At 60.9% G+C, this 23221-nt stretch carries 19 protein-coding genes; 4 read left to right on the top strand and 15 right to left on the bottom strand.

All coding sequences use genetic code 11. The features are described from left to right. Positions 1–103: 103 nt before the first annotated feature. Positions 104–1408, bottom strand: coding sequence for an MFS transporter (locus tag KHO30_RS26180; RefSeq protein ID WP_211702769.1), 1305 nt, complete (start codon positions 1406–1408; stop codon positions 104–106). 188 nt (positions 1409–1596) lie between these two features. After that, positions 1597–3258 carry a GMC family oxidoreductase gene (locus tag KHO30_RS26175; RefSeq protein WP_211702768.1) on the bottom strand — a complete coding sequence of 554 codons (1662 nt, stop codon included), beginning with the start codon at positions 3256–3258 and terminating at the stop codon, positions 1597–1599. A 219-nt stretch (positions 3259–3477) separates the two neighbouring features. Between KHO30_RS26175 and KHO30_RS26170 the strand changes: the two genes are divergently transcribed. Next, the gene (locus tag KHO30_RS26170) at positions 3478–4314 is read left to right on the top strand and encodes an IclR family transcriptional regulator (protein ID WP_211702767.1); all 837 of its coding nucleotides are present in this window, start codon (positions 3478–3480) and stop codon (positions 4312–4314) included. 94 nt (positions 4315–4408) lie between these two features. Here the strand turns inward: KHO30_RS26170 and KHO30_RS26165 are convergent, their stop codons facing one another. From KHO30_RS26165 to KHO30_RS26130, 8 genes are all read right to left on the bottom strand, one after another. Beyond that, the gene (locus tag KHO30_RS26165; RefSeq protein ID WP_200651290.1) at positions 4409–5836 is read right to left on the bottom strand and encodes an amino acid permease; all 1428 of its coding nucleotides are present in this window, start codon (positions 5834–5836) and stop codon (positions 4409–4411) included. Between the two features lie 236 nt (positions 5837–6072). After that, positions 6073–7488, bottom strand: a complete 1416-nt coding sequence (locus tag KHO30_RS26160; RefSeq protein WP_211702766.1) for an NAD(P)/FAD-dependent oxidoreductase — start codon at positions 7486–7488, stop codon at positions 6073–6075. Positions 7489–7507: 19 nt separating this feature from the next. Continuing rightward, positions 7508–7912: a nuclear transport factor 2 family protein gene (locus tag KHO30_RS26155; protein WP_211702765.1), complete on the bottom strand. Its 405-nt coding sequence runs from the start codon at positions 7910–7912 to the stop codon at positions 7508–7510. 260 nt (positions 7913–8172) lie between these two features. Then, positions 8173–9150, bottom strand: a complete 978-nt coding sequence (locus tag KHO30_RS26150; RefSeq protein ID WP_211702764.1) for a CobW family GTP-binding protein — start codon at positions 9148–9150, stop codon at positions 8173–8175. Next, positions 9147–10802, bottom strand: a complete 1656-nt coding sequence (locus KHO30_RS26145) for an amidohydrolase (protein WP_211702763.1) — start codon at positions 10800–10802, stop codon at positions 9147–9149. Before KHO30_RS26145 ends, KHO30_RS26150 begins: the two co-directional genes overlap by 4 nt. Before the next feature lie 38 nt (positions 10803–10840). Beyond that, positions 10841–12226: a sodium:solute symporter family protein gene (locus tag KHO30_RS26140; protein ID WP_211702762.1), complete on the bottom strand. Its 1386-nt coding sequence runs from the start codon at positions 12224–12226 to the stop codon at positions 10841–10843. 18 nt (positions 12227–12244) lie between these two features. After that, complete coding sequence (locus tag KHO30_RS26135; protein WP_211702761.1) at positions 12245–12454, bottom strand: DUF3311 domain-containing protein; 210 nt, start codon at positions 12452–12454, stop codon at positions 12245–12247. Between the two features lie 362 nt (positions 12455–12816). Next, positions 12817–14196, bottom strand: a complete 1380-nt coding sequence (locus tag KHO30_RS26130) for an MFS transporter (RefSeq protein ID WP_244864134.1) — start codon at positions 14194–14196, stop codon at positions 12817–12819. 148 nt (positions 14197–14344) lie between these two features. On the opposite strand from KHO30_RS26130, the gene KHO30_RS26125 reads away from it, so the two are divergent. Together KHO30_RS26125 and KHO30_RS26120 are read left to right on the top strand one after the other, a co-directional pair. Continuing rightward, positions 14345–15049, top strand: coding sequence for an ArsR/SmtB family transcription factor (locus KHO30_RS26125; protein WP_211702760.1), 705 nt, complete (start codon positions 14345–14347; stop codon positions 15047–15049). Positions 15050–15389: 340 nt separating this feature from the next. Then, positions 15390–16727, top strand: a complete 1338-nt coding sequence (locus KHO30_RS26120; RefSeq protein ID WP_200651284.1) for a tetratricopeptide repeat protein — start codon at positions 15390–15392, stop codon at positions 16725–16727. A gap of 36 nt (positions 16728–16763) precedes the next feature. On the opposite strand, the gene KHO30_RS26115 is transcribed toward KHO30_RS26120, so the two are convergent. The 5 genes from KHO30_RS26115 to KHO30_RS26095 form a co-directional block, all read right to left on the bottom strand. After that, positions 16764–17597 (bottom strand): quaternary amine ABC transporter ATP-binding protein, encoded by an 834-nt coding sequence (locus tag KHO30_RS26115; protein WP_211702759.1) that lies wholly within the window; start codon positions 17595–17597, stop codon positions 16764–16766. Between the two features lie 23 nt (positions 17598–17620). Further along, complete coding sequence (locus tag KHO30_RS26110; RefSeq protein WP_211702758.1) at positions 17621–18589, bottom strand: ABC transporter permease; 969 nt, start codon at positions 18587–18589, stop codon at positions 17621–17623. Between the two features lie 105 nt (positions 18590–18694). After that, positions 18695–19732, bottom strand: a complete 1038-nt coding sequence (locus KHO30_RS26105) for an ABC transporter substrate-binding protein (RefSeq protein WP_211702757.1) — start codon at positions 19730–19732, stop codon at positions 18695–18697. A 94-nt stretch (positions 19733–19826) separates the two neighbouring features. After that, complete coding sequence (locus KHO30_RS26100; protein ID WP_200651281.1) at positions 19827–21053, bottom strand: M24 family metallopeptidase; 1227 nt, start codon at positions 21051–21053, stop codon at positions 19827–19829. 40 nt (positions 21054–21093) lie between these two features. Then, entirely contained in the window at positions 21094–21978 is an 885-nt protein-coding gene (locus KHO30_RS26095) for a HalD/BesD family halogenase (RefSeq protein WP_171926647.1), read from the bottom strand. A 121-nt stretch (positions 21979–22099) separates the two neighbouring features. On the opposite strand from KHO30_RS26095, the gene KHO30_RS26090 reads away from it, so the two are divergent. Further along, a complete protein-coding gene (locus KHO30_RS26090) occupies positions 22100–23014 on the top strand; it encodes a LysR substrate-binding domain-containing protein (protein ID WP_211702756.1) in 915 nt (304 codons plus the stop codon). Positions 23015–23221 lie beyond the last annotated feature (207 nt).

The raw sequence follows: 23221 nt of genomic DNA, 5'->3' as shown, positions 1-23221 counted from the left end.
CGGATCATGTTAATTTTCGGTACATTTTGTTCCGTTTTTATTATAAACAGAATCCCACGTCCTGGGCAGCACCTCGCCCACATCAACCCGGCAGGCCGCGCCATCAACGCACGGTCGCCATCTCGTCAAAGGGTTTCGTGCGCCGCTCCATCGCTCGCGCCGCCCACGCTGAGAGCAGCGCGGACAGAATCACGTAGCCGCACACATACCAAGGCTTGCCGCCGTCGAGACGCAGCAGCGCCGTCGCGATGATCGGCGTGAGGCCGCTCGCGAAGATGCCCGAGAACTGATACACGAACGAGATGCCGGTATAGCGCACCTCCGGATCGAACAGCTCGGCAAAGAGCGCGGCTTCCGGACCGTAGACCATCGCATAGAAGATGCCGAACGGAATCACCACGCCGAGCCACACGGCCAACGTATTGCCGGACTGTGTCTCCATCAGCCAGAACGCCGGCAGCACCGAGGCGCCGCAGATCAGCGAACCCCAGCGATACACGCGCGCACGTCCCATCAGGTCCGACATCCTGCCGAAGAAGGGGATGAAGAAGCACATCACCATGGCCGCGATCATCACGCCGGTGAGCGCTTCAGTGCGGCTCATCGAAAGACGCTGCGTGAGGTAGCCGATCATGAACACCGCGAAGATGTTGAAGAACACCCCGTCGATCCAGCGCGCGCCCATGCCGAGCAGCACCGAACTACGGTAGCGCGTGATCATATCGACGAAGGGGATTTTCACGTCGCGGCGGTTGCGCTTGAGCGCGAGAAACTCGGGCGTCTCCATCACCTTGAGACGGATGTAGAGGCCGAGCACCACAAGCAGCAACGAAGCGCCGAACGCAACCCGCCAGCCCCACGACAGAAACGCCGCTTCCGGCAGCAACCTGGAAATGCCCGCGACGATTCCCGACGCGAGGCACAAGCCGATCGACAAACCGATCTGCGGCAAGCTCGCGTACAGACCACGCCGGTTCGGCGGCGCATATTCATAGGCCATCAGCACCGCGCCGCCCCACTCGCCCCCGAGCCCGATGCCCTGCAACACGCGCAGGAAGAGCAACAGAATCGGCGCCCAGATGCCGATCTGATCGAAGGTCGGCACGAAGGCAACCCCTGCCGTCGAAACCCCCATGATGATCAACGTGCAGATCAATGCGGACTTGCGTCCGACCTTGTCGCCGAAGTGACCGAAAATCACGCCGCCGAGCGGCCGCGTGATGAAGCCGACGGCGAACGTGCCGTAGGCCAGCATCGTCGAGACGAGCGGATCGTGAGCGGGAAAGTAAAGCTTGTTGAACACAATGCCCGCGACGACGCCGTACAGAAAAAAGTCATACCATTCGACCGTCGCGCCGATCACGCTCGCGAATGCAACGCGGCGGATAACCCGCTTATCGATTGCCATAGCGCCTCCTCCAATGGATGGCCGCGTGCCGTCCCGGCAACGCAGCACATTTGGGCCCCCGTCTGTCTCCTCCTGGGGCACGAATTCCGCCGCCTGCACGCTGCTTTTATCGACTTCGGATGCAGCGAGTCAGGTAGCGATCGTTCTGCTTCTTGTGGCCACTTCGCTTCGTTGTTTCTGTTGTTGCTTCAGTATTGCGCTTCCATGCTCCGCGGTTGCACTTGCCCAGCCGGAAGGTCGCCGGCGCGGGCATCCTCGAGAATCATGCTGGACGCCTTCTCGGCGACCATCACGATCGGTACGTTGGTATTGCCGGAGACCAGCGTCGGCATGATCGAACAATCGACCACCCGCAAGCCTTGCGTGCCATACACGCGCAATCGTTCGTCGACCACCGCGCCCGGATCGCTCGCGACACCCATCTTCACGGTACCCGACGGATGAAAAATCGTCTGACCGTATTCGCGGCAAAAATGCAGCAACTCGTCGTCGCTTTGCGCTTCCCGGCCGGGCCGCACTTCGCGTTTCATCAGCGATGCCATCGGCTCCATGGCGGCGACGCGGCGTGCGAAACGCACACCCGCGACCGTCGTGCGGCGGTCGAGATCGGTTGCCAGATAGTTCGGCTGGATCGACGGGGCGTCACGCATGTCGCTCGTGCGGATCCGCACGCTTCCGCGCGACTCCGGCCGCAATTGGCAGATCGAATAGGTGCAGCCTGGAAATGCGTGGACGTCGCCGCCCGCGGTGTCGGCTGAGAGCGTGGAGAAGTGGAACTGGATGTCGGGCGTTTTCGCCTCGTCCGGCAACGCGCGGCAGAACATGCCGCCCTGATTGATGCCGACAGACAATGGCCCTTCGCGAAATAACGCCCATTGCAGCCCCATCTTCGCGCGGCCCGTCCAGGAGTGCAGCAGGTCGTTTGTTGTAATCGGCCGGGTCACTTCATAGGTCAGACGAACTTGCAGGTGGTCCTGCAGGTTTTCGCCGACACCGGCTCGATTGGCGACCACCGGAATACCGAGCTCATTGAGCAATTTTGCCGGCCCAACGCCCGACACCTGCAGCAATTGCGGCGACTGCAGCGCGCCTGCGGTCAGCACCACCTCGCGGTGCGCACGCACTTCGTGAACCTTGCCGTGCTGCACATAGCGAACACCCGTAGCACGGGTGCCTTCGAAGAGGATCTTCGACGCCAGCGCGTTGGTCTCGATCAGCAGATTCGGACGGCTACGCGCGGGCTTGAGGTAAGCGACGGCCGTCGAACACCGCCAGCCACGTCGAGTGGTCAGCTGATAGTAGCCGACGCCTTCCTGATCACCCTGATTGAAGTCGTCGACCGTTGGGACGCCCAGGCGATTTGACGCCGCGATGAACGCGTCCACGAGTTCGTGGCGCTGCTTGATCGTGGAGGCCCACAACGGACCGTCCACGCCACGTGTCGGCGACTCACCCAGTTCGTTGTGTTCGAGCCGCCGGAAGTATGGCAGGCAATCCTTCCAGCTCCAGCCGCGATTGCCGAGTGCGGCCCAGTGGTCGTAATCCTCTTTCTGACCGCGAATGTAGATCAGCCCGTTGATGGAACTGGAGCCACCCAGCGTGCGCCCGCGCGGCCAGTAAAGCTTGCGGTCATGCATGTTCGGATCCGGGTCGGTGTAGAAGCCCCAGTTGTAGACCGGATGAAACATCGTTTTGCCGTAGCCGATTGGGATATGGATCCACAGAAAGCGGTCGGGCGGCCCGGCTTCGAGCAGGCATACCGAGTAGCGGCCATTCTCGGAGAGGCGGTTGGCCAGTACACAGCCGGCCGATCCCGCGCCGACGACCACGTAGTCGAAACTCCGTACCATTGATGTCTCCGTGCTGCTGCCTTTGTTTTTAAAACCGGATCATTTCGTCCCAATTTATTGGATGGCAGTTTCGACTTCAAGCAAATCCGGTTACGATTGAATAATCCGGTACGAAAACCGACTTTTTCGTTTCACTTTTCAATCTGTCCGCGCGCGTTCATCCGGGTTGTCACTGATCCGTTCGGGCTGCATTTATCGTCATCTGCTTCGGGAAGGACAATGAGAGACACCACGCATCTCCCCTCACCCGCTCACGAACCCGCCGACGACACCCGCGTCCTGCGCGCGCTCAGCGTGCTGGAGCAACTTGCGTCCGCCGGACAACCGTCCTCGCTCTCCCAGTTGTCCTCACGTCTGCAGATTCCGAAGGCGACCCTGATGCGCCTGATCGAGTCGCTCGAAGCACGCGGTTACGTCACGCACATGCCGGATTCGCGCGGCGCCGATCGCGCGATTGCACTCGGGCCACGCGCCGCGCAGCTCGCCCTGACCACGCTCGCTAACAGCACGTTTACGCGTGCGTGCCGCTCGTTGCTGCGCACGCTCGTGGAGTCGCTCGGCGAGACCTGCAATCTCACCGTACTCGACGGCGATACCGTGCTGTACGTCGAGCGTGTCGAGACGAGTGAACCCTTGCGTCTGCATATGCAACCGGGCACGCGCGTCCCGTTGCATTGCACCGCCAGCGGCAAGCTGTTTCTTTCGCAGATGAGCTCGGCCGAGCGCGGACTCGTCATCCGGCGTTTGCCGCTCAAATCGATGACGTATCGCACCCTGACCGATATCGATCTGCTGGAAGCGGAACTCGACCGCCTCGCCATGCGCGGCATCGGCGTCGACAACGAAGAGTTCGTGCGCGGGATGGTGGCGGTCGCCGTGCCGGTGCGCAACGTCGAGGATGGCCGCGTGCTCGCGGCGCTGGCCGTTCATTCGCCCACAGCGCGTTCCAGTCTTGAGGATCTGTTGAAAGCGGTGCCGAAGCTCAAGGAGATCGCCGTGCGCATCGGACCGCTGCTTCAGCCTGCTGCGGCGGCGGCGGTGGCCGCAACGAAGTAGCAACCCCGTGCCCCCAACCTCTCATTGGCAAAGCGCGGCGGCGATCGCGAACGACCCACTACCGCACATCAAACATCCCCCTCCAGGACAAGCCTCAATGAGTACGCGGCCGATAGTCCACGAATTCCGGTTCAGTTGACGCTACACCGCTTTTTCGGGCCCGCCATACATATGCCACGAGCAGCACGCCGAGACTCACCACCCCGAGCCACAGCGGCGTGCGCTGGTCCGGTATGAACGCCATGGCCACCAGAATGCCGATCATGCCGACGATCGCAAAACAGGTCAGATACGGATAGCACCACATCCTCACGCGCAGCATCTCCGGCGCTTCACGTTCGAGCCGGGCGCGCAGCTTCAGTTGCGACACGGCGATCAGCACGTAGACGAAAATGGCCACCGTGCCGTACGAATTGACAAGGAATGCGAACACCGTGTCGGGCGATACGTAAGACATGACGACCGACACATAGCCGAACAAGGTGCCGATCAGAATCGCGCGAACGGGAACGCCGCGGCGATTGACCTTGGCAAGCGCAGCCGGCGCATCGCCGTGGCGAGTCAACGCAAACATCATCCGCGATGCGGCGTAAAGGCCGGAATTGAGCGCGGACAGCACCGCAGTCAACACGATTGCGTTCATGACATTGGCGGCGGCCGGGATACCCATTGCACTGAGCGCGCTCACATAGGGTGTCGCCATCTTCGGCGAGTCCCACGGCACCAGCGCCACGACCAGCAGAATCGAGCCGACATAGAAAATCAGCACGCGGGTGATCACCGAATTGGTGGCTTTGGCGACGGCCTTGACCGGCTCATGTGCTTCAGCGGCGGCAATCGTGACGATCTCTGCGCCAAAGTAAAAACCGGTCGCGGCAACTGCGCCGCTCAGCACTGGCCCGATCCCCTTCGGCATCAACCCGCCGTGCGACAGCAGCGTCGGCATCACCGAGGTGGTATGCATCGACGCAGGCCACAGACCCAGAACGTAGAGCGCGCCGAGGAACAGGAACACGATGATCGCCGCCACCTTGATGGACGCGAACCAGAACTCGAACTCCCCGTAGCTGCCCACCGAGATCAGGTTGGTCGCGGTCAACACGACCAGCAGCACGAGACTGATCGCCCATGCCGGCGTATCCGGCAGCCAGAATTGAACCAGTTTCGCGCCGGCCACCGCCTCGACGGCCACGACGATGACCCAGAAATACCAGTACATCCAGCCGGTCAGAAAGCCGGCCAGTTTGCCCGGCCCGCGCTTGCCCGCAAAGGCGAGGCGCGCGTATTCATAAAACGAACCCACCGCCGGCATGGCGCACGCCATTTCTCCGAGCATGCGCATGACGAGCACAATCAGGCCGCCGGTAATCAGAAACGACAGAACTGCCGCCGGGCCGGCCTGCTGGACCACCACGCCGCTGCCGACAAACAGGCCCGCGCCGATCACGCCGCCTAGCGCGATCATGGTCATGTGGCGCTCCTTGAGGCCGGTCTTCAGTTCACTCTTGTTCGATACCTGCATGTCACCTCCACATCCTGTTGATGGCGGCGCCTGTCGTGCGGGATGCGAAGCTGCGCGCATTCCCGGAACCTGAGCGCCGTCAATTCGGATCGAGCGAGGACGCTTGCGCGTTCCGCTGCATCGTGTCTTTTCTTATGATTTAACGCGCAGACCTGTCTGGCTGCGCAACGCCGCGCAAGTGACGCACGACGGCTGGCGAACAACGTGCCGCGGATAACGCGGCACGCAGGCCGCGCTCAAGGTTTCTCGTCGCGCCGGAAATACAACTGGTAGAGCATCCGTTGTCCAATGCGACGGAACGGCGCGAACGGATGGCCGGGCAATGGAGACGTGAAGATCGGCAACGTCTGCTTCGACCCTTTACCTGCAATCCGTTCGGCAAGGCGTCGCCCCGCCTGCTGGGAATATGACACACCGTTGCCACCATAGCCCAGTGCGTAAAACACCGACTGTTTCGGATCCGGCTGGCACACGCGCGGCATCATGTCGTGACTCACATCCACCCAGCCCCACCATGAATAGTCGATCTGGACACCGCGCAATGCCGGAAACTTGCGGCCCATCCCTTCGATGAGCAACTCGTAGTGGCGCGGATTCGGCGCATCCGCACCGGTGATCGCGCTACGACTGCCGATCTGCAGCCGGTTGTCCGGCAGGAAGCGGTAGTAGAAACGCAGCGTGCGCGTATCGGTGAGCACCTGGGTCGTTCGAAAATTGCAGGCGGCGATTTCCTGCTGCGTGAGTGGACGCGTCACCATCGAATTCGACAGGATGGGCATCACCCGGCGTGTCAGCGAAGGATGAAGATCCGGCGCCGTATACGCGCCGGTTGCGATACCCACGGAGCGGGCCCGCACGATACCGCCCGGCGTGCGCAAATGATGAATGCCGTTGATGGTTTCCCAGCCGATCACCGGGCTCGCCGGATGAACGCGCGCACCTGCTTCGCGTGCGAGCCGCAGATAGCCATACGCGAGCTTCAACGCGTGGATGCCGATGCCTTCGGGTTCATGGAGCGCGCCAGCCGCCTCGCAATCGTTGACGTATTCGCGGCGCAACGTGGCCTGATCGATGAGCTCGGACGGATAACCGAAAACGTCTTTCCAGACTTTGGCTTCGGCGGCGAGTTTGTCCATCATGCGCGGCCGGTGTGCAATCAGAAAGTGGCCACCCGGCTGCGGATCGCAATCTATTTCGGCCACCAGGGACTTGAAGTTGTCGAAGCCTTCCTGGATCTCGTCGTGCATTTTCAACGCGACGTCTTTGCCCCAACGCTCGATCCATTGGGAACGCGACAGGCGTCCCGACGCATTCTGCCCTTGTCCGCCATTGCGGCTGCTGCAGCCCCAACTGGTTTTGTTGGCTTCGAGCACCACAGCCTTGATACCATGCTCGCGCGCGAGACACAGCGCCGTCGCGAGCCCCGTATACCCTGCGCCGATGATCGCCACGTCCACGTCGATATCTTTCGTGATCGGACCATCGTCCGGCGGCGGCGTGCCGGCTGTCGCGGCCCAATAGGTCGGCGCGTATTGCTTGCCGTGCCCCGGTCCCGGCGAGACCAGCGGGTCGTATCTCGGGTCATACTGTGTTGCGCTGTCCCGCCCTGCGGACAAACCTTCGCCGACCCGTGTGATGACACTTTGCTCCATGAGAAGCTCCTCGTCGGCGTCAAACGTTCTGCTTGGGACGTTCCTTGCGGAACGCGCGCTTGACTGCGATCAGACCATCGCGGAACTCGAAGAGATCGCACCCTTCTGCTTCGATGCGCCAGCCTTCCGCATGCGTCCCCGTGAATACCCATTCGGACACACCGCGTTCCCCGATGACGTAGTGACGGCCCTTTCCCCAATGCGCATCCGGGAAAGTCTTGAAGACCGTTTCGAAGGCTCCGCGCACCGCGTCGCGACCGACGAAGCGCGCGCCATAGACTTCGCTTCCGCCGGCGGCGTCGAACACACAGTCTTCGGTCATGAAGTCCATCAGCGCATTCGCATCGTGACGATTGAACGCGGCAGAAAATGCGGCGAGCGTGTCCGCGGTGACTTTCGATGCGGACGTTTCTGTTGTGGCCATGCAATGTCTCCTGCTTGGTGAATTGGGTGCGACTCGTGAGCTTGCCTAAGCGGCGATCTCTTATGGAAAAGTGTAAGTTTGGTGACCACTCGACGGTAGGGCCAGTGCGCTGGTTTCGCCTGGTGCAGCGTGCGGCGAGGAGACGCGGGTTGACTGGCCTCGAACCGGGTTTTCGGAATCGGGCCGTTGGGGGCTTGGGGGCCTTACTGTGCCTGACGTGCCGGGCGCGATGATCGCGGCACGCTCGCGCGAGGCTGACGCTAGTTCAGCACTTGCGTGCTTTCGAGGCAGCGCTTCACGGTACGCTCGTCTTCGTCGCTAAAGCGACCGATCAGAACGATCGTCGATTCGCCCGCTGCGTGACCCGCGAAATGACCCGCGAACGGCGTGATCAGAATGCGACCGCCGACCACATGGAGCTCCTGGGGAGAAGCATCCTGGTCGAGCCATACGATGCCCTTCGCTCGCAATAGCGGGACCGTCAACGTGCGAAACACGTCCTTGAGTTTCTTCCTGTCGAGGCGAAAGTCCGAGCGGAAGGAAAAGCTGCAGATGCCCTGATGGCTATTGAGGTGCCCGCTCGGCGCGAGAGCGGGCCCACCGGTGCGATGACGAGGCGCGACACTCGCGTCGAAAATCAACTCCAGCGGGATGGACCCGTTTGCGGATTCGAGCAGGATAGACGTGGTCGCGAGCGCCAACACCGCTTCCGTCGCTGCAACCTTTTCCTTCTCGGTTACAAGGTCGGTCTTGGTGAGCACAAGGGCCGTCGCACCCGCAATCTGCCGGCGCACAATATCGCCGACATACGGATCAAGCAAGGTCGCACCGATCCGCTCTGCATCCACAGCAACGATGATCCCGACCAACCTGAATGCCCGGTCGAGCAGACCGATCTGCGCGATCTTCACGGGATCGGAAACACCGCTGGCTTCGATGATCAACAACTCAGGACGCTCGGGACGCGCGCTGATTTTCACGAGCGCATCGACGAGGCGACCGCCAATCGAGCAGCAAACGCAACCATTCTCCAGATTGATGACGTCGTCCGTGCGTTCGCGAATCAATGCGGCGTCGATATTGATATCGCCGAAATCGTTGACCAGCACCGCCACCCTGCGCTGCCCCGCATTCGAGAGCACATGATTAAGCAGAGTCGTCTTTCCCGCACCGAGATAGCCGCCGAGCACCACCAGCGGAATGGGTGGCCGAACGCCAGACTGCGTCACGTCGTTCATTTTGCCGGCGACTGAAACACACGGCCGCCCAGCACCGTGCCCCACACTTCGACGTCCTTCAACTGCTCGGGCGCGACCTCGGTCGGGTCGTCCTCAAGCACGGCGAAGTCCGCGAATTTGCCCACCTCAATGCTGCCGATCAGATGCTCCATCTTCAGCGTATAGGCGGCTCCCAGCGTAACCGCGCGCAATGCGTCCGCCACGGGGATACATTCGCTCTCACCCAGCACGCGACCGCTGGCCGTCTTGCGCTGCACTGCGCACCACGCTGTGAATAGCGGACTCAACTGCGTAATCGGCGCATCCGAATGAAAGGCATAGGGAATGCCCAGACGCCGCGCCGTTCCCGCGGCGTTCATGCGGTTCGCGCGATCGGGGCCCATGGTCTGTGCGTAGTGGGCATCGCCCCAGTAGTAGATATGGTTGGAGAAAAAGTTGATGCACATGCCGAGTTTCGCCGCGCGGGCCAACTGGCTCGCGTCGGCCATCTGACAGTGCTGCAGCGTGTGGCGGTGGTCGCTGCGTGGACAGGCGTCGAGCATCTTCTCGATCGCGTTCAATACGACTTCGGTGGCTTCGTCGCCGTTGGTATGAATATGAAGCTGCAGCCCCGCGCGGTGAAACGGCGTGAACACTTCTTCCAACTGGCTCGGCGGAATCAGCCACAAGCCGTTCGGCTGCCCGCCGACATAACCCGGCCATTTAAGCCGCGCCGTAAAGCCCTGAATCGACCCATCGACGATAAATTTAACCGGGCCAAACCGCAATTTCTCCGTGCTGCCGTGAACGGCCGACAGTACTTTTTCGACGCCGTTATCAGGGCTTCGCTGCGGAGCAAAGGCGGGCACGATTCTGACCGGATACTGCGGATCAGCTGTGACTTCGCGCAGGTTGCGATTGCCCAGCGCCGACAGATCGTTGACCAGATCCGTCGCGGTGGTCACGCCCGCGAGTTGCGCGACCTTGCCGAAGTTCCAGATGGCCTCGGTCTTTTCGCTCGCCGCAATGGAAAGCTGGCTGCCTATCACCTGATACACCGGGAACATGGCGGCGAATTCCTGCAGTTCGCCGGTCGGCCGGCCTTCGTTATCCTTGTCGATCCCGTCGATGTCCGTGTCGTCGTCAATACCGGCGAGCGCGAGCATCGCGGAGTTGACGTTCATCAGGTGCACACTCGCGTGCAGCACGACAATGGGCCGGCTCGCGGAAACGGTATCGAGTTCTCTAACCGACAGACGGCTCGCGCCGAAGAAAATCGGATCGAAGCCCCATGCAAGCAGAGGCGCTTCAGCATCGGTCATGACACGTTGCGCTTCGGCGAGCCGTTCGATCACCTCGTCCAGCGTTCTCAGTCCTCGCCACAGTTTGCCGTCAGGGCCGCGCCGGTCGTAGTAGCCGAGATACACGGCATCCCACATGGCGCCTTCCATCAGATGGCAATGCCCTTCAACAAGACCGGGCATCAGCACCTTGTCGCAGAACGTGTCGACGATCTCAGCCTCGCCCCAGCGGCTCACGTCCTCCAGATTACCGACGGAGAGAATTCTGCCGTCTCGCACGGCAACATGCGTGGCCTGCGGCTGGGCCGGATTCATCGTCAGAATTTTTCTGGCAACGAAGACAGTGATGGGACTTCGTTCAATCGGATTCATGGATAGCTGTTCTTTGGTTTAGGACACAGGCCGAATGATCAGGACAGCGCATGCACCGGCTTACGCTTCCAACCATGGTTCAGCACCGCAGTCACCGCGATATTGATCACGAGGCACAGCAGGCCCAGGTTGAATCCGCCGAGATCGACATGAAGGATGTAAAGGATGATCGCGAGGATCTGGCCAGTCAGAATACCCGTTGCAACAGCGGCTGGTTTGACTCGAAGCGAAAACAGAATGACCATCACGCCCGGGAAAAACTGGGTCACGCCGTAGTACGCGGTATTGATTAGGGTGAGCATCAGATTCGGCGTCAGCAAAGTCATCACGATAGAGACCAGCAGATAGACCACGATCACCGTTTTCGCGGTGGCTTTCTGCCTGCTCTCGGGCATCTTCGGCAACAGATTGCGCGTTACGAGCGGGCCGATGGCGAGGCAGATACCCGTCAGTACCAGCAGACCCGAAAGCGCGGCGCCGGCCGCGACCAGACCCAGCAACCAGCCCGGCAGCAGCCGGATCGCTGCCGCAAAGAACGCTTCATTCGGCGACGCGAGATGCAGGTTCTGACTGATCGCGTAGTACGAAGCGATAACCAGAAACGGATACATCAGCATGTACAGCGGCATGGCGACCTGCGTGCGCCGGATCGTGTTCGGGCTGGTGGCCGTGAAGAAGACCTGCACGGCGAACGGCATCACATAGAACCCCAACGACTGGAACAGCATGGTGCTCATCGAAAACGTCAGTTGACTGGCGTTCATGCTGTTGCTGACGTGCAGGCTCGCCGCATGAAAAACTTCCGTGACACCGGCTTGCCACGAAACCGCGAGTCCGGTGATCACGATCGCCACGACCATCAGCACGTCTTTCAGGATCGCGATGTACGCCGACGCCCGCACGCCGGAAATGGCGATGTAGGTGAATGCCAGCATCGCTGAAATCAGAATCAGATAGAGCGGCTGAAAGTTCCAGCCGAGCCCTTTGAACGCGGCAACGAGTCCCGTGAATTGCAACTCGCCCCAGGGCAGCAGGAACAAAATCGCTGATCCGGCGACGATCACCTCCAGCGCACGGTTGCTGAAATAGCCTTTGAACAGGTCGGGCAGCGTAATCGCGTTGTAGCGTTTGCCGGCCTCCCAGATTTTCGGCCCAATGAAATAGCCGACGGGATATGCCAGCAGGATGTATCCCAGGAACCAGACTCCATACGTGGGGCCCTTCGCGTAGATGCCGCCAGGAAAGCCGACCATCGTACCGATACTGTAGATTTCGCCCGCAGCGAGAAAGAACACCAGATACGCGCCAAACTGCCGGGACGCGACAAAGAAGTCATGCACGCTTTGCGCGCCATGTCCTTTTTTGGACCGTATCGCCAGATACAGCGAAAAGAGAATCAAACCGAGAAAGACAACGGTGGACATCCTGGCTCTCCTGCTGCTTCAGTTGGTTTGCGGATCGGCTTCGTCCGCGCGACGATCGAACAGACGCCAGCACACCTGCAGGCAGATGGACGTCAGGACAAACCACGCGAAAATCCACGCATAGATGAACGGCACGCCGAAGACGAATCGATCGACCGAAGCGACCCAGGGCAGCAGGCCTATCACACCGATATAGGGGATGCCGATCCCGATCACGAACTTGAGCATGAAGTCTCCGTCTGCTTTTCGTAAGCGATGAAATCGTCTCTGCTGAATCCGCCTGCCAATGCAGGACTGGCCCGGGGTAGCGGCGCTCCGCGGCGAGCGGATGTGGCACGGCGGCCATAGCAGATGAGTTCAGTATCGGTGGCCGAAAATGCACCTGACTAGTACCAGCGATAATAAATCGCCTGGTCCACATGAGGGGCCATGAGCGGGCATTGCACCCGCTTCTACGAATGTGGCCAGGTCGTTTTTACGTGACTAACGCGATCAACCGGCAACGCAGCAGCCAAGCTGCTCACGAGATGTTCGAGCCGGCGAAGCGCCGATACTGCCCAGCGCGCCGCTCTTTTTACGGTTCGTCCCGCTTACCAGGCATCGCTGCCCGCATAACGCGTCGCCACGGCCAAAGCGACACTCCAAACCAGCGCGCCCAGCAGCGACAGGCCGATCGCCAGATAGACCGCCACGCGAATCCCCACGTCGACTGGCTGGATCGCGCTCATCAGCGCGCCGAAGATCGCGACGCCAAAAGCGGCCCCAGTCTGCCGGCTCGCGTTGAGCACACCCGCCCCGACGCCGGCACGCGCCTTGTCCACCGCTGTCATCAGCGCGGCGGTCGCCGCCGGCGAAATCACCCCCGCCGCGAAACCGACTGCGGGAAAGCAAAGCGCAATACGCCAGTACGGCGCATTGTCCGCGAGCGCGACGAGCCCAACGAAACCCACCGCATACAGCACGAAGCCGGCACAAACGAGCCGGTGCGCACCATACGTCCGGTTCAACGCACCGGATGCAAAGCTGCCGATGGCCACCATCACGGTCAACGGCAGGAATTCGAGGCCGGTCTGCAATGGCGACCATCCGCGTGCAGACTGGAAGTACAAGCTCAACAGGAAAAACAAGCCATAGAAAATCAGACCGGAAATCAACGAAACGAATGCCGACGCTGAAAATACTGGACTACGAAAGAAGCCTAACGGCAGCATCGGTTGTTTGCGCCTGCCCTCGACCAGCACGAATGCAACCCAGGCGGCAAGCGCAATCACCGCACCAGCCCGTATCACGGCCGCCTGCCATCCGAGCTTCGCCCCCTCGATCAGCACGGCTACCGACGCGCCAAGCGCAACAACGGCAAGCAGTTGCCCGGCGACATCCATCGACCTGTCCGAGCTGGCCGGCCGCACCGCACCGATGCGCGTGGTCAGCCACGCGCCGATCAGCGCGATCGGCACGTTCACCAGAAAAATACTGCGCCAGCCGAGCAGATGAGTTAGCAGACCACCGGCGAGAGGCCCCGCCGCCATCGCGATACCGCCGCATCCGGCCAATACGCCGATCGCGCTCGCGCGCTGCCGGGCAACCGGAAAGGCATGATTGATCAGGGTCAGCGAACACGGCACCAATAATGCCGCGCCGACACCTTGCAATACCCGCGCAACCACCAGAATCTGCAAATCCGGCGCCAATCCACATAACGCCGATGCGCAAGCGAAGACCAGCAGTCCGGCGAGATAGACCGTTTTCGCGCCGATCCGGTCGCCTAGCGCGCCGCCGCTCAACAGCAGGCTGGCAAACGTCAGCGTGTAAGCGTTGACCACCCACTGCAGCCCGGCAATATCCGAGCCCAGACTGGCCGCAACCGGCTCAAGCGCGACGTTTACGATCGACGTATCCAGGATGACAATGACGTAGCTGAGGCTCGTCGCGATCAATACCCGCTTCTGATATTCACGTTCATCGTTCAAGAGTTTCAGCCCCTATTTTCTGCTTCGCCGTTGACTATACGGCGGCCCGCACAGAGAATGCTTCGGGCTGTATCGAAGTGTGCGTGCGGACAACTTTTCGCCTGCCGGCAGGCGTCGCTCACGCATCAATGACGGACATTGCACATAAATGGGTCAGCACAATATTTCGAGCGTTGCACACCTGATCGCCGAACCGGTTCGTTCGGTGATGCTGATCACGCTCGCCGACGGCGGCACCATGTCGGCCGGCGCGCTTGCAGCAGCGGCGGGCGTGACTGCCCAGACCGCCAGCTCGCACCTCGCCAAGCTGCTCGACGGCGGCTTGCTGAGCGTGGAAAGCAAAGGCCGGCATCGCTATTACCGCCTCGCCGGCGCGCACGTTTCTCATGTGCTTGAAAGCCTCGCGTCGGTTGGCCCGGTCACCCCGGCGTGGCGCAATACGCCGAATCGCTCGGCGCAGGCGCTGCGTTTCGCACGCTGCTGCTATGACCATCTGGCGGGCCAGATCAGCATCGCGGTGACGCAAAGCATGCTCACGCGGGGTTTCATCGTCGAGGCGAGCGAGCGCCGCTACGCGCTCACCACATCCGGCCATGTGTGGCTGCAGCAGCTCGGAATCGATATCGGCGAGTCGCCGATCGGCGAAACGGAACTGGCACGTCAATGTCTCGATTGGACCGAGCGGCAGTTTCACGTCGCGGGGCCGTTAGGCGCCCGGCTGATGGATGCCTTTCTTGCATGGGGCTGGGTGCGCAAATCTTCCGCCACGCGATCGGTGGCCGTCACGGCGCTCGGCTGGGATGGACTCAAGACGCACTTCGGCATCGTGCGTGAGACAGTCGAACCTGATTAAAAGCGTCAGGTCACGTAGACCGCTCAATTGTTAAATCCTCGCCTCGCAGCTTCGTTTTGTTGAAGCCGGCTCACCGAGGGGAGGCAACATGCACGCACCGAGACATCATCGCGGAGCTGATCGCCCGCCGCATCTGAGAGCGGTCAAGCCAACCCATCAGTCGCACCCGGGATCCGGACCCGAGCCGGAACAGAAACCTAGGCAGAAGCCAGGGCCGACGCCCAAGGAAACGGGCACCCCGCACGAAGACCGTCTTGCGAAGCTCGCAACCTTCACGTCCAACCTGCGCATGGTTTCGCTGAACCTGCTGCTTCTGATCGGCGCATGTCTTGCCGGCGCCGTGCTGTGGAAACTGCTCTCCGCACGCGAGACCGTCATCGAAAATATCTCGGTTCCCGAGGAAATCGCCAAAATCGGCTACTCCAGCGACGTGGTCCAGTCACTCGTCGCGGGCCAACTGATCTCCCTCGAAGAGAGTGCGGCAAACGTGATACCCGCCTCTGCCAAAGAAGAAATCAGGCTCGATTCCGACATGCCGGATTTCTCGGTGCCCGGCACCTCCATTTCCGCAAAGACGATCCTGCAATACGTGCGCGAGGCGCTGCCGCTTCCGGTTTCGACCATCTCAGGCAGCGTAACCTGCGCCAAAGACCTCTGCACTCTGCACCTGGTCCTGGTGGAACGCGGCCACGTTTATAATTTCGACACGGACGAAGGCGCAATCGCCGATCTGAAGAAAAAACTCCCCAAAGTCGCCATTGATGTGCTGAAGAAGCACAGTCCTTATATCTACGCCTCGTACCAGTCGGCCGAAGCCCAGACGCGCTGCTACGATGACAAGAAAGCCTGCGATTTTTCCGAGCCTGAGCGGATATTTTCGAGCATCGTCAACGCCGGAGACGAACAGCCGAACTACAAATGGGCCCTCCTCGGACTCTCGAAGATCAACGAGGCGAACCACGACTACAAAGGCGAAATCAACGCGGTCAGCCGCCTATCCACGGAATACCCGTCGTCCTGGAGCTTCTATAACTGGGGCGTCGCACTCAGCGAGCTCGGTTGCCACAAACAGGCGATCGGCGCGTTCGAACGATCCATTGCCTTGCATTCGTCACGGGAGGCGGCGTTCAATGCAATTGGCCGCGCCTGGCTGGCACTGGCGAGGCAAGCACCTGACCGCCATTCGGCCGAAGCGGAGTCCGACCTGCAAAATGCGCGCGACGATTTCCATATCGCCGTTTATCTGAAACCGGACTATCAGGAAGCGCACGTCAATCTGGCGGAGTCGCTCAAGCTGCTCGACGATGACAGCGGCGCGCGCCGCGAATACTTGAGCGCCATCAAGATGGATCCGACACGCGCGGGGCTCGCCTATGCCAGGTACGCCGAACTGGTCCGGAATCCGAAAGAGCGGAGTGAGCTCCTCGGCCTTGCAAGCTGGGCCGACAGCTTGCACAAGGAATGCCGCGCGAGTAACTCGACCTCACTGCTCGAGTCGCAAGGTTGCAGCGTCGCCATGCGCGCGGAATCAACTCACTTCGCTGACACAGGAAGTTATGCTGGAATCGAGACCGTTGCAGCGACGGCGGCTTCGGCACCCGACTGCCAAAGCCTCGCGGTCGATGACATACTCGGGCCCAAAGATGGCTTGCCCGACATTCCGGAGATTGCACCGTAAAATCGGGCGCAGCACCCCGCGCATACAAGCACTGTATCAATGGCTGACTGTGCCGCGATCCGAGCGGCGCTCGACAAAACGCCTCACGTAGTCATCCGCGGGGCGCGTCAGGATCTCGTTAGGCGTCCCTTCCTGTACGAGTTTGCCGTCGCGCAGAATCGCAATGCGGTTGCCGATCCGCAGCGCTTCGTCGAGATCGTGCGTGATAAATACGATGGTCTTCTTTAGCGTCGCCTGCAGTTGCAGCAACTGGTCCTGCATTTCCGTGCGAATCAGCGGGTCGAGCGCGGAGAATGCTTCGTCCATCAGCAGGACGTCTGTATCGGCAGCTAGCGCGCGGGCCAAGCCGACCCGCTGACGCATGCCACCGGATAACTCGTCCGGGTAGTGGTCGTCATAACCGTTCAGGCCCACCTTGCCGAGCCAGACACGGGCTTTCTCATTGGCTTCAGTCTTGCGTTCGCCGCGCACACGCAATGCATACGCTGTATTGTCGAGCACGGTCTGATGCGGCAACAGTCCGAAATTCTGGAACACCATGCTGACCTTATAGCGGCGCAGGTCACGCAGGCCTTGCGCGCCGAGCTTGATGACGTCCGAACCGTCGATCACGATCTCGCCCGCAGTCGGCTCGATCAGCCGGTTGAAATGGCGCACCAGGGTCGACTTCCCGGAACCGGACAGTCCCATGATCACGAAGATTTCGCCCGCGCCGATATTCAGGCTGACGTCGTTCAAGCCGACATTGCATCCGGTCTGTGCCAGCACATCGGCTTTGCCCTTGCCGCTTCGCAACAGGTCGAGCACGCGCGCATGACTGGCCGGCGGACCGAAAAGCTTGTACACGTGGTTGACTTCAATCGCTGCCATGTCGCTCTCCTCGCTTTTTCCAATCATTTGGCCGTGCGGGTTTCGAGCCCGCCATCAGCCGCCGATGTTTCGTCCGTATTCGCGCTGCCCACACGATAAGGAATGCGCGAAGCCGCCCGGGCCTTTCTGCGCTGCGCTAATACCCGTCGCGCACGGCGGTCCTGTCCATAGCCCTGGCTGATGCGGTCGATCACGATTGCGAGGATCACGATGGCAACACCCGCCTGCGTCCCCTTGCCCACGTCGAGGGTCTGAATGCCGGCGAGCACATCTTCGCCGAGGCCGCGCGAACCGATCATCGAGGCGATCACCACCATGGAGAGCGCCATCATCGTCGTCTGGTTGATGCCGGCCATGATGCTGGGCCGCGCCAGCGGCATCTGCACGTTCACCAGCAATTGCCAGCGCGTCGTGCCGAAGGCGCGCGCCGCCTCCACCACCTCGCTGTCCACATGGCGGATGCCGAGATCGGTCAGGCGAATCAGCGGTGGCAGCGCATAGATGATGGTGGCGAGGATCGCCGGCACCTTGCCGAGGCCGAACAGCATCAGCACCGGAATCAGATAGACGAAGCTGGGCAGCGTTTGCATGACGTCGAGCGTGGGCAACAGCACGCGCCGCAGCCATGCGCTGCGCGAGGTGAGAATGCCGAGCGGTACGCCGAGCGAGACCGACAGCACCGTCGCCACCAGCATCAACGCGAGGGTCTGCATCAGCTTTTCCCAGAGGCCGAAACAACCGATCGCATAGAGCAGCAGCATGAAGAAGCCGGCAACGCTCAGGCGCCGCGTTGCATTCCACGTCACCGCGCCGACCGCCAGCAGGATCAGCCACGGCGGTAGCGCGCGCAAAGCGCCTTCAAGCGGCACGAGCACATAGCGTAAGAGCGCAATGCTGAATTGGTGAAAGCTGTCGCCGTAGCGGGTAACGAACGATTGCACGGCGTCGTTCACCCAGTCGGCAATCGAAAGATGCAGAAAAAACGAATGCATGACCCCTCCTCCACTACACGTACACCACAGGCCGTACAACACCTGCAGTCCGGCACGAAGCCGCAAGACCTCGTGCCGTCGAAATCCGCCTGACGTTACCGCCTGTCAGGCGCCAGCGAGTCCGGCCTGCACTTTCGACGCGACGTCGGCAGGCACCCATTGCTTCCACATCTCCGGATGCTCGCGCAGGAATTGCGTGGCCATGACCGAGCCGTCGAGTTTCTTCGTGCTCATCTCGAGGATCGTGCTGTTCAGGAAGTCCATCGGAAACTTGACCTTGCCGAGCATCGACACGAGCTGCGGGTCAGCGTCGTAGAACGGCGTGGATACGCCTACCGTGACATGCGAGACCATATACGAGGAAGCGCATTGCGAGGTGCTGCTTTCGTCGCGCAAGGTCTTCCAGCACGCGTCGTTATAGGCAGGCATCTTCAATTCGACGAACCTGTACTTCGCCATTAACGCGGCCGGGCCCCAGTAATAGAACACGATCGGCGCGCCACGCTGGTAAGCGGAAGCGATAGCGGCATCGAGCGCGGCGCCGGTGCCTGGGTGGAAGTTGGTGTAGCTCGCATCGAGATTCAGCACCTTCAGCAAGCGCGTGTTGACCCGTTCGCAATCCCAGCCCGTCGGGCAGTTTAGAAAGCGGCCCTTGTCCGGTTCCTCGTCGTCGGCGAATACGCTTTTGTACTTCGGCAGGTCAGTCACTGAAACAAGACCTGCTGCGAGCGGCTTGATGCCGCGTTTGGGATCGCCCTTCACCACGTATTCCGGCACGAACCAGCCTTCCTTCGTGCCGCCCGGCAAGGTGTCGCCCACCAGCTTGACGCTGCCCGAGGCCACAGCCTTCGCGGTGATCTCGCTGCGCCCGGTCCATTGTTCGGCCCATACCTGCACGTCGTTGTGCGCGAGCGCAGTTTCGGTGGCTGCCGTGCTGCCGGGCACGACATCGGTCTTGCAGCCGTAACCCTTCTCCAGAATCTGCCGCAGCACTTCGGTCGCAAAGGAGCCGCTTTCCCACGTAATGCCGGCGAAATGCACCGTCTTGCCCTGCGCGCACCAGCTATCCGCAGCGTGCGCGGTGACGCCGGTCAAAGCCATGGCGGCGGCGCACAGCACCGTCCGAAGTTGTCTGAATTGCATCGTCGATCACCCTTGGAACGTTGAATTGCAATGAGCCGGCATGTGCGAGGGCCTTGACCCTTGCCTCACATGCCGATGAGGACACGCCATGCGCTCAGGCGAGCAGGCGCTTCTCGAACGGATAGTCGGACAGCAGTTCCACGCGGCCGTCATCGCGCACATACACCTGCTCTTCCAGCTTGACGCCTTCGCCGCCATCTTCATGGCCGATATAGCTTTCGATGCACAGCGTCATGCCGGGCTCGATCACGCCGTCATAGCCCTTGGCGTCGTTGTCCTCGCGATGGACGATGTACGGATACTCGCCGGTCATGCCGACGCCATGCGCAAGCGCGAAATAGCGGCGCGCCTGATAAGGGCCGGGAATCTTCCAGGCCTTCGCAATGAACTCCTGAAACGTCGTGCCGGCGCGCACGTTCTCCATATTCGAATGCACCTGTTCGTAGGCGAGTCTGTAGAGCGTTTTCTGTGCTGTCGTAGCGGGAGCGTCGCCGCACAGGAAGGTGCGCGAGAAGTCCGCGTAATAGCCGAAGCGCCCCACGACGTCCGTATCGAGGCCAACGAGCTCGCCTGTCTGGATCTTGCGCGGGCTGCTTTCCTGGAACCACGGATTGGTGCGCGGACCCGAGCTGATCAAACGTGTTTCCACGTAGTCGCCGTCCGTTTCAATGATGTGCTTATGCAGATGCGACCAGAGTTCGTTTTCGCTGATGCCGGGCACGAGTGCGGCCTCCAGCTTACGCACGCCCTCTTCCGCGGCACGCAGCGATGAACGGATCATCTTGATCTCGTTCGGCACTTTGATCGAGCGGGCCCGTTCGAGCGGTTCCTGTGCGTCGCTGATCTGATAGCCGCGCGCTTGCAACGCAAAAGCCGCCGCCGACGTCGCGCTCTCGATGGCGATGCGTTTGCCGCCGCCGCTCTGCTTGACCAGCTCGTCGATTTCGTCGGCCCAGCGTTCGGTGACGCGGCCCAGCATGTCGTCGCAGAAGTAATAGGAAATCGCGGTAGCGGGCCGCACTTCGTCGACGGTGTCGAGCCCGTCGGCGAGAAAATCACAGCCGGCGTATTCGAACAGCACGACCTTGCCTTCGGCCGGTACGAACAGATAGCGCGCCGGGTTGCGCATCGAATAGACCTGCATGTTGCGCGAGCCGGTCGCGTAGCGCATATGCGTGGGGTCGAACAGGATCGCGGCGGTCAGATCGCGCTTCTTTAGCTCGCGACGTACGGCGGCAAGCCGGTCACGCTGGATCTGCGCGATTTCCTCCGCAGTGGGTTCGCAATCTTCCGGGCGGTGAGTCGGGCGAATAATCGTCATGTTTTCGAAGGGGACGTGGGATGGTTTTAGAAAAACAGCTTCAATCGACGAGGTTGTCGGCGCGCACGAGCCGCTGCTCGGCTTCCAGATGCATTTCGGACACCCGTCCATACAGTTGACGCGTGCGTTCGAGCCTGCCGATCACACCGGGCTTCTGCGAGTACGCGAAGATCGCGGTATGCCGGTCGATGCCGCCCTGCACCTTGGTGACGCGGTGCAATGAAAAACGTCCTTTGAACAGTTGCAGATCGCCGGGCTGCAACGTGATCACATTGATCGGCGCACGAGTCTCGCCGCGCACCACGCTGCCGACGTCGCCATAGTTCTCGCCTTGGGGAGAACGGATATTCGGGCAATACTCGAAATCGCCACCCGCTTCCGGCTGTTGCGTCATCATCGAGACGATGAATTCGTTGGTATCGTAGTGCCACGGCTGTTCGGTGCCCGGCGGCATGACGTTCTGAACCAGCCCGGCATAAGGGTCCGCGTATTCCCAGACACGCGCTTCTCCGAGGCAGGCCGCAACGAAACGCTTCATCGCCTGGGCAACATAGATGCGATGCACGATCGCGTCGGCGGGAATCACATCGCGGGTGACGAAGCCGCTGGTGCGGTCCATGAAGACGCGGCGCGGATCGTCGGCGGGCAGCGACGGATCGTCCGCCGTGAAGTAGGCGTTGACCTTACGAGTCGAAAAGTAGGTCTTGGCCGCCAGCGCGACACCTTCGGCCCGCGCCTGGACGAGCGCCTCGGGCCGCAGAAAACCGTGCAGCACCGCGCTGCCGTTGCCCGCCAGGTGTGCGCGGCAGCTTGCGATCAGCTCGCGCATACGGGGATGGTCCGGATCGTGCAACGGATAGCGCCCGGTATCGACGATGTCGCTCAAATCGTTGCATTCGGCATCGGCAAGAGGAAGGACTGACACGGCGGGACTCCAGATTAGGGGTTCAGACTGATTTGTGACGCGAATTGTTTTCGACAACAATCACCTCACTGACGCCCCCATGTTTTGATCGCCAAATTTCTTTGGAAAGCGAGTAATTCCGATGGCTTCCATCAGCGGACCCGATTGGTCGAAACTGAGTTCTCTGGACCCCGAACTGGTGCGGGCGTTCGTTGCCGTGGTCGATAGCGGTGGGTTTACCGCGGCGGCCAAATTGCTGCACCGCACACAGTCGACCATCAGTCTGCGGATACGCACGCTGGAGGACCGGTTGGAAACGCACATGTTTCTGCGTAACAGCCGGCGGTTGGCTTTGTCGCGCGATGGCGAGAATTTTTTGATTCACGCCCGGCGGATTATTCAGGTGCAGAACGAGGCGATTGCTGCGCTGAACCGGAGCAATAGTGATGGTGTGATCCGGTTTGGGCTGCCTGAGGACTATGCGGAGTTATGGCTGCCTGAGTTGCTGAAGAAGTTTTATGCGCTTAGGCCGGGTGCGCGGCCGCATATTCATTGCCGGATGTCGTTGGAGTTGCTGGAACGGTTGCAGGCCGGGGAGCTGGATCTGGCGCTAGTGGTGCGGCATGGGTCGCAGACCAGTGGGCGGCATCTCGGGCGTGAAGAGGTGGTGTGGGCGGCGCATCGGGATTTTGTTCTGGAGCCTGAGGTTCCTGTGCCGTTGGCTTTGTTTCCTGAGACTTGTTGTTATCGGCAGCGGGGGCTTGAAGCGCTTGCCGCGCTTGAGCGGCAGTATCAGGTCGTTTATACCAGTCAGAGTCCTACTGGGATTAAGGTTGCTGTTAATCATGGGGCTGCTGTTACGATTATTGATCGGTGTACTTTGCCGGATAATTGGCGGGTTTTGGGGGTTCAGGATGGGTTGCCTGCTTTGCCTCCGGCTGACCTTGAGTTGCATCGGGCTTCTGTTAATCGGGATCCGGCGGTGGATGTGCTCGCCGGGTTGATTGAGGAGATGGTGGAGGAGAGGCGCAATGTTGTTGTGGGGGTTGCTGCCTAGCTTTTGCTGGTTTGTTGCCTGCGCGGCGCTTGCTGTCAGTGTCTTGGGGTTTTGGCCTTTCCTTGTTCTGGCTTTGGTGCCTTTCCTTGCATTGTTAGTGGTCTATTAGCGTTGCCCCTGTGCGGGGCGGCACTTACTTTCTTTGCCGCCGCAAAGAAAGTAAGCAAAGAAAGCGGCTAGATGCCCCTGCTAAGCGGGTCCCGCAGC

Source organism: Paraburkholderia aspalathi, from assembly GCF_905220735.1.
GTDB lineage: Bacteria > Pseudomonadota > Gammaproteobacteria > Burkholderiales > Burkholderiaceae > Paraburkholderia > Paraburkholderia aspalathi.
This window is presented reverse-complemented; position numbering and strand designations above follow the sequence as displayed.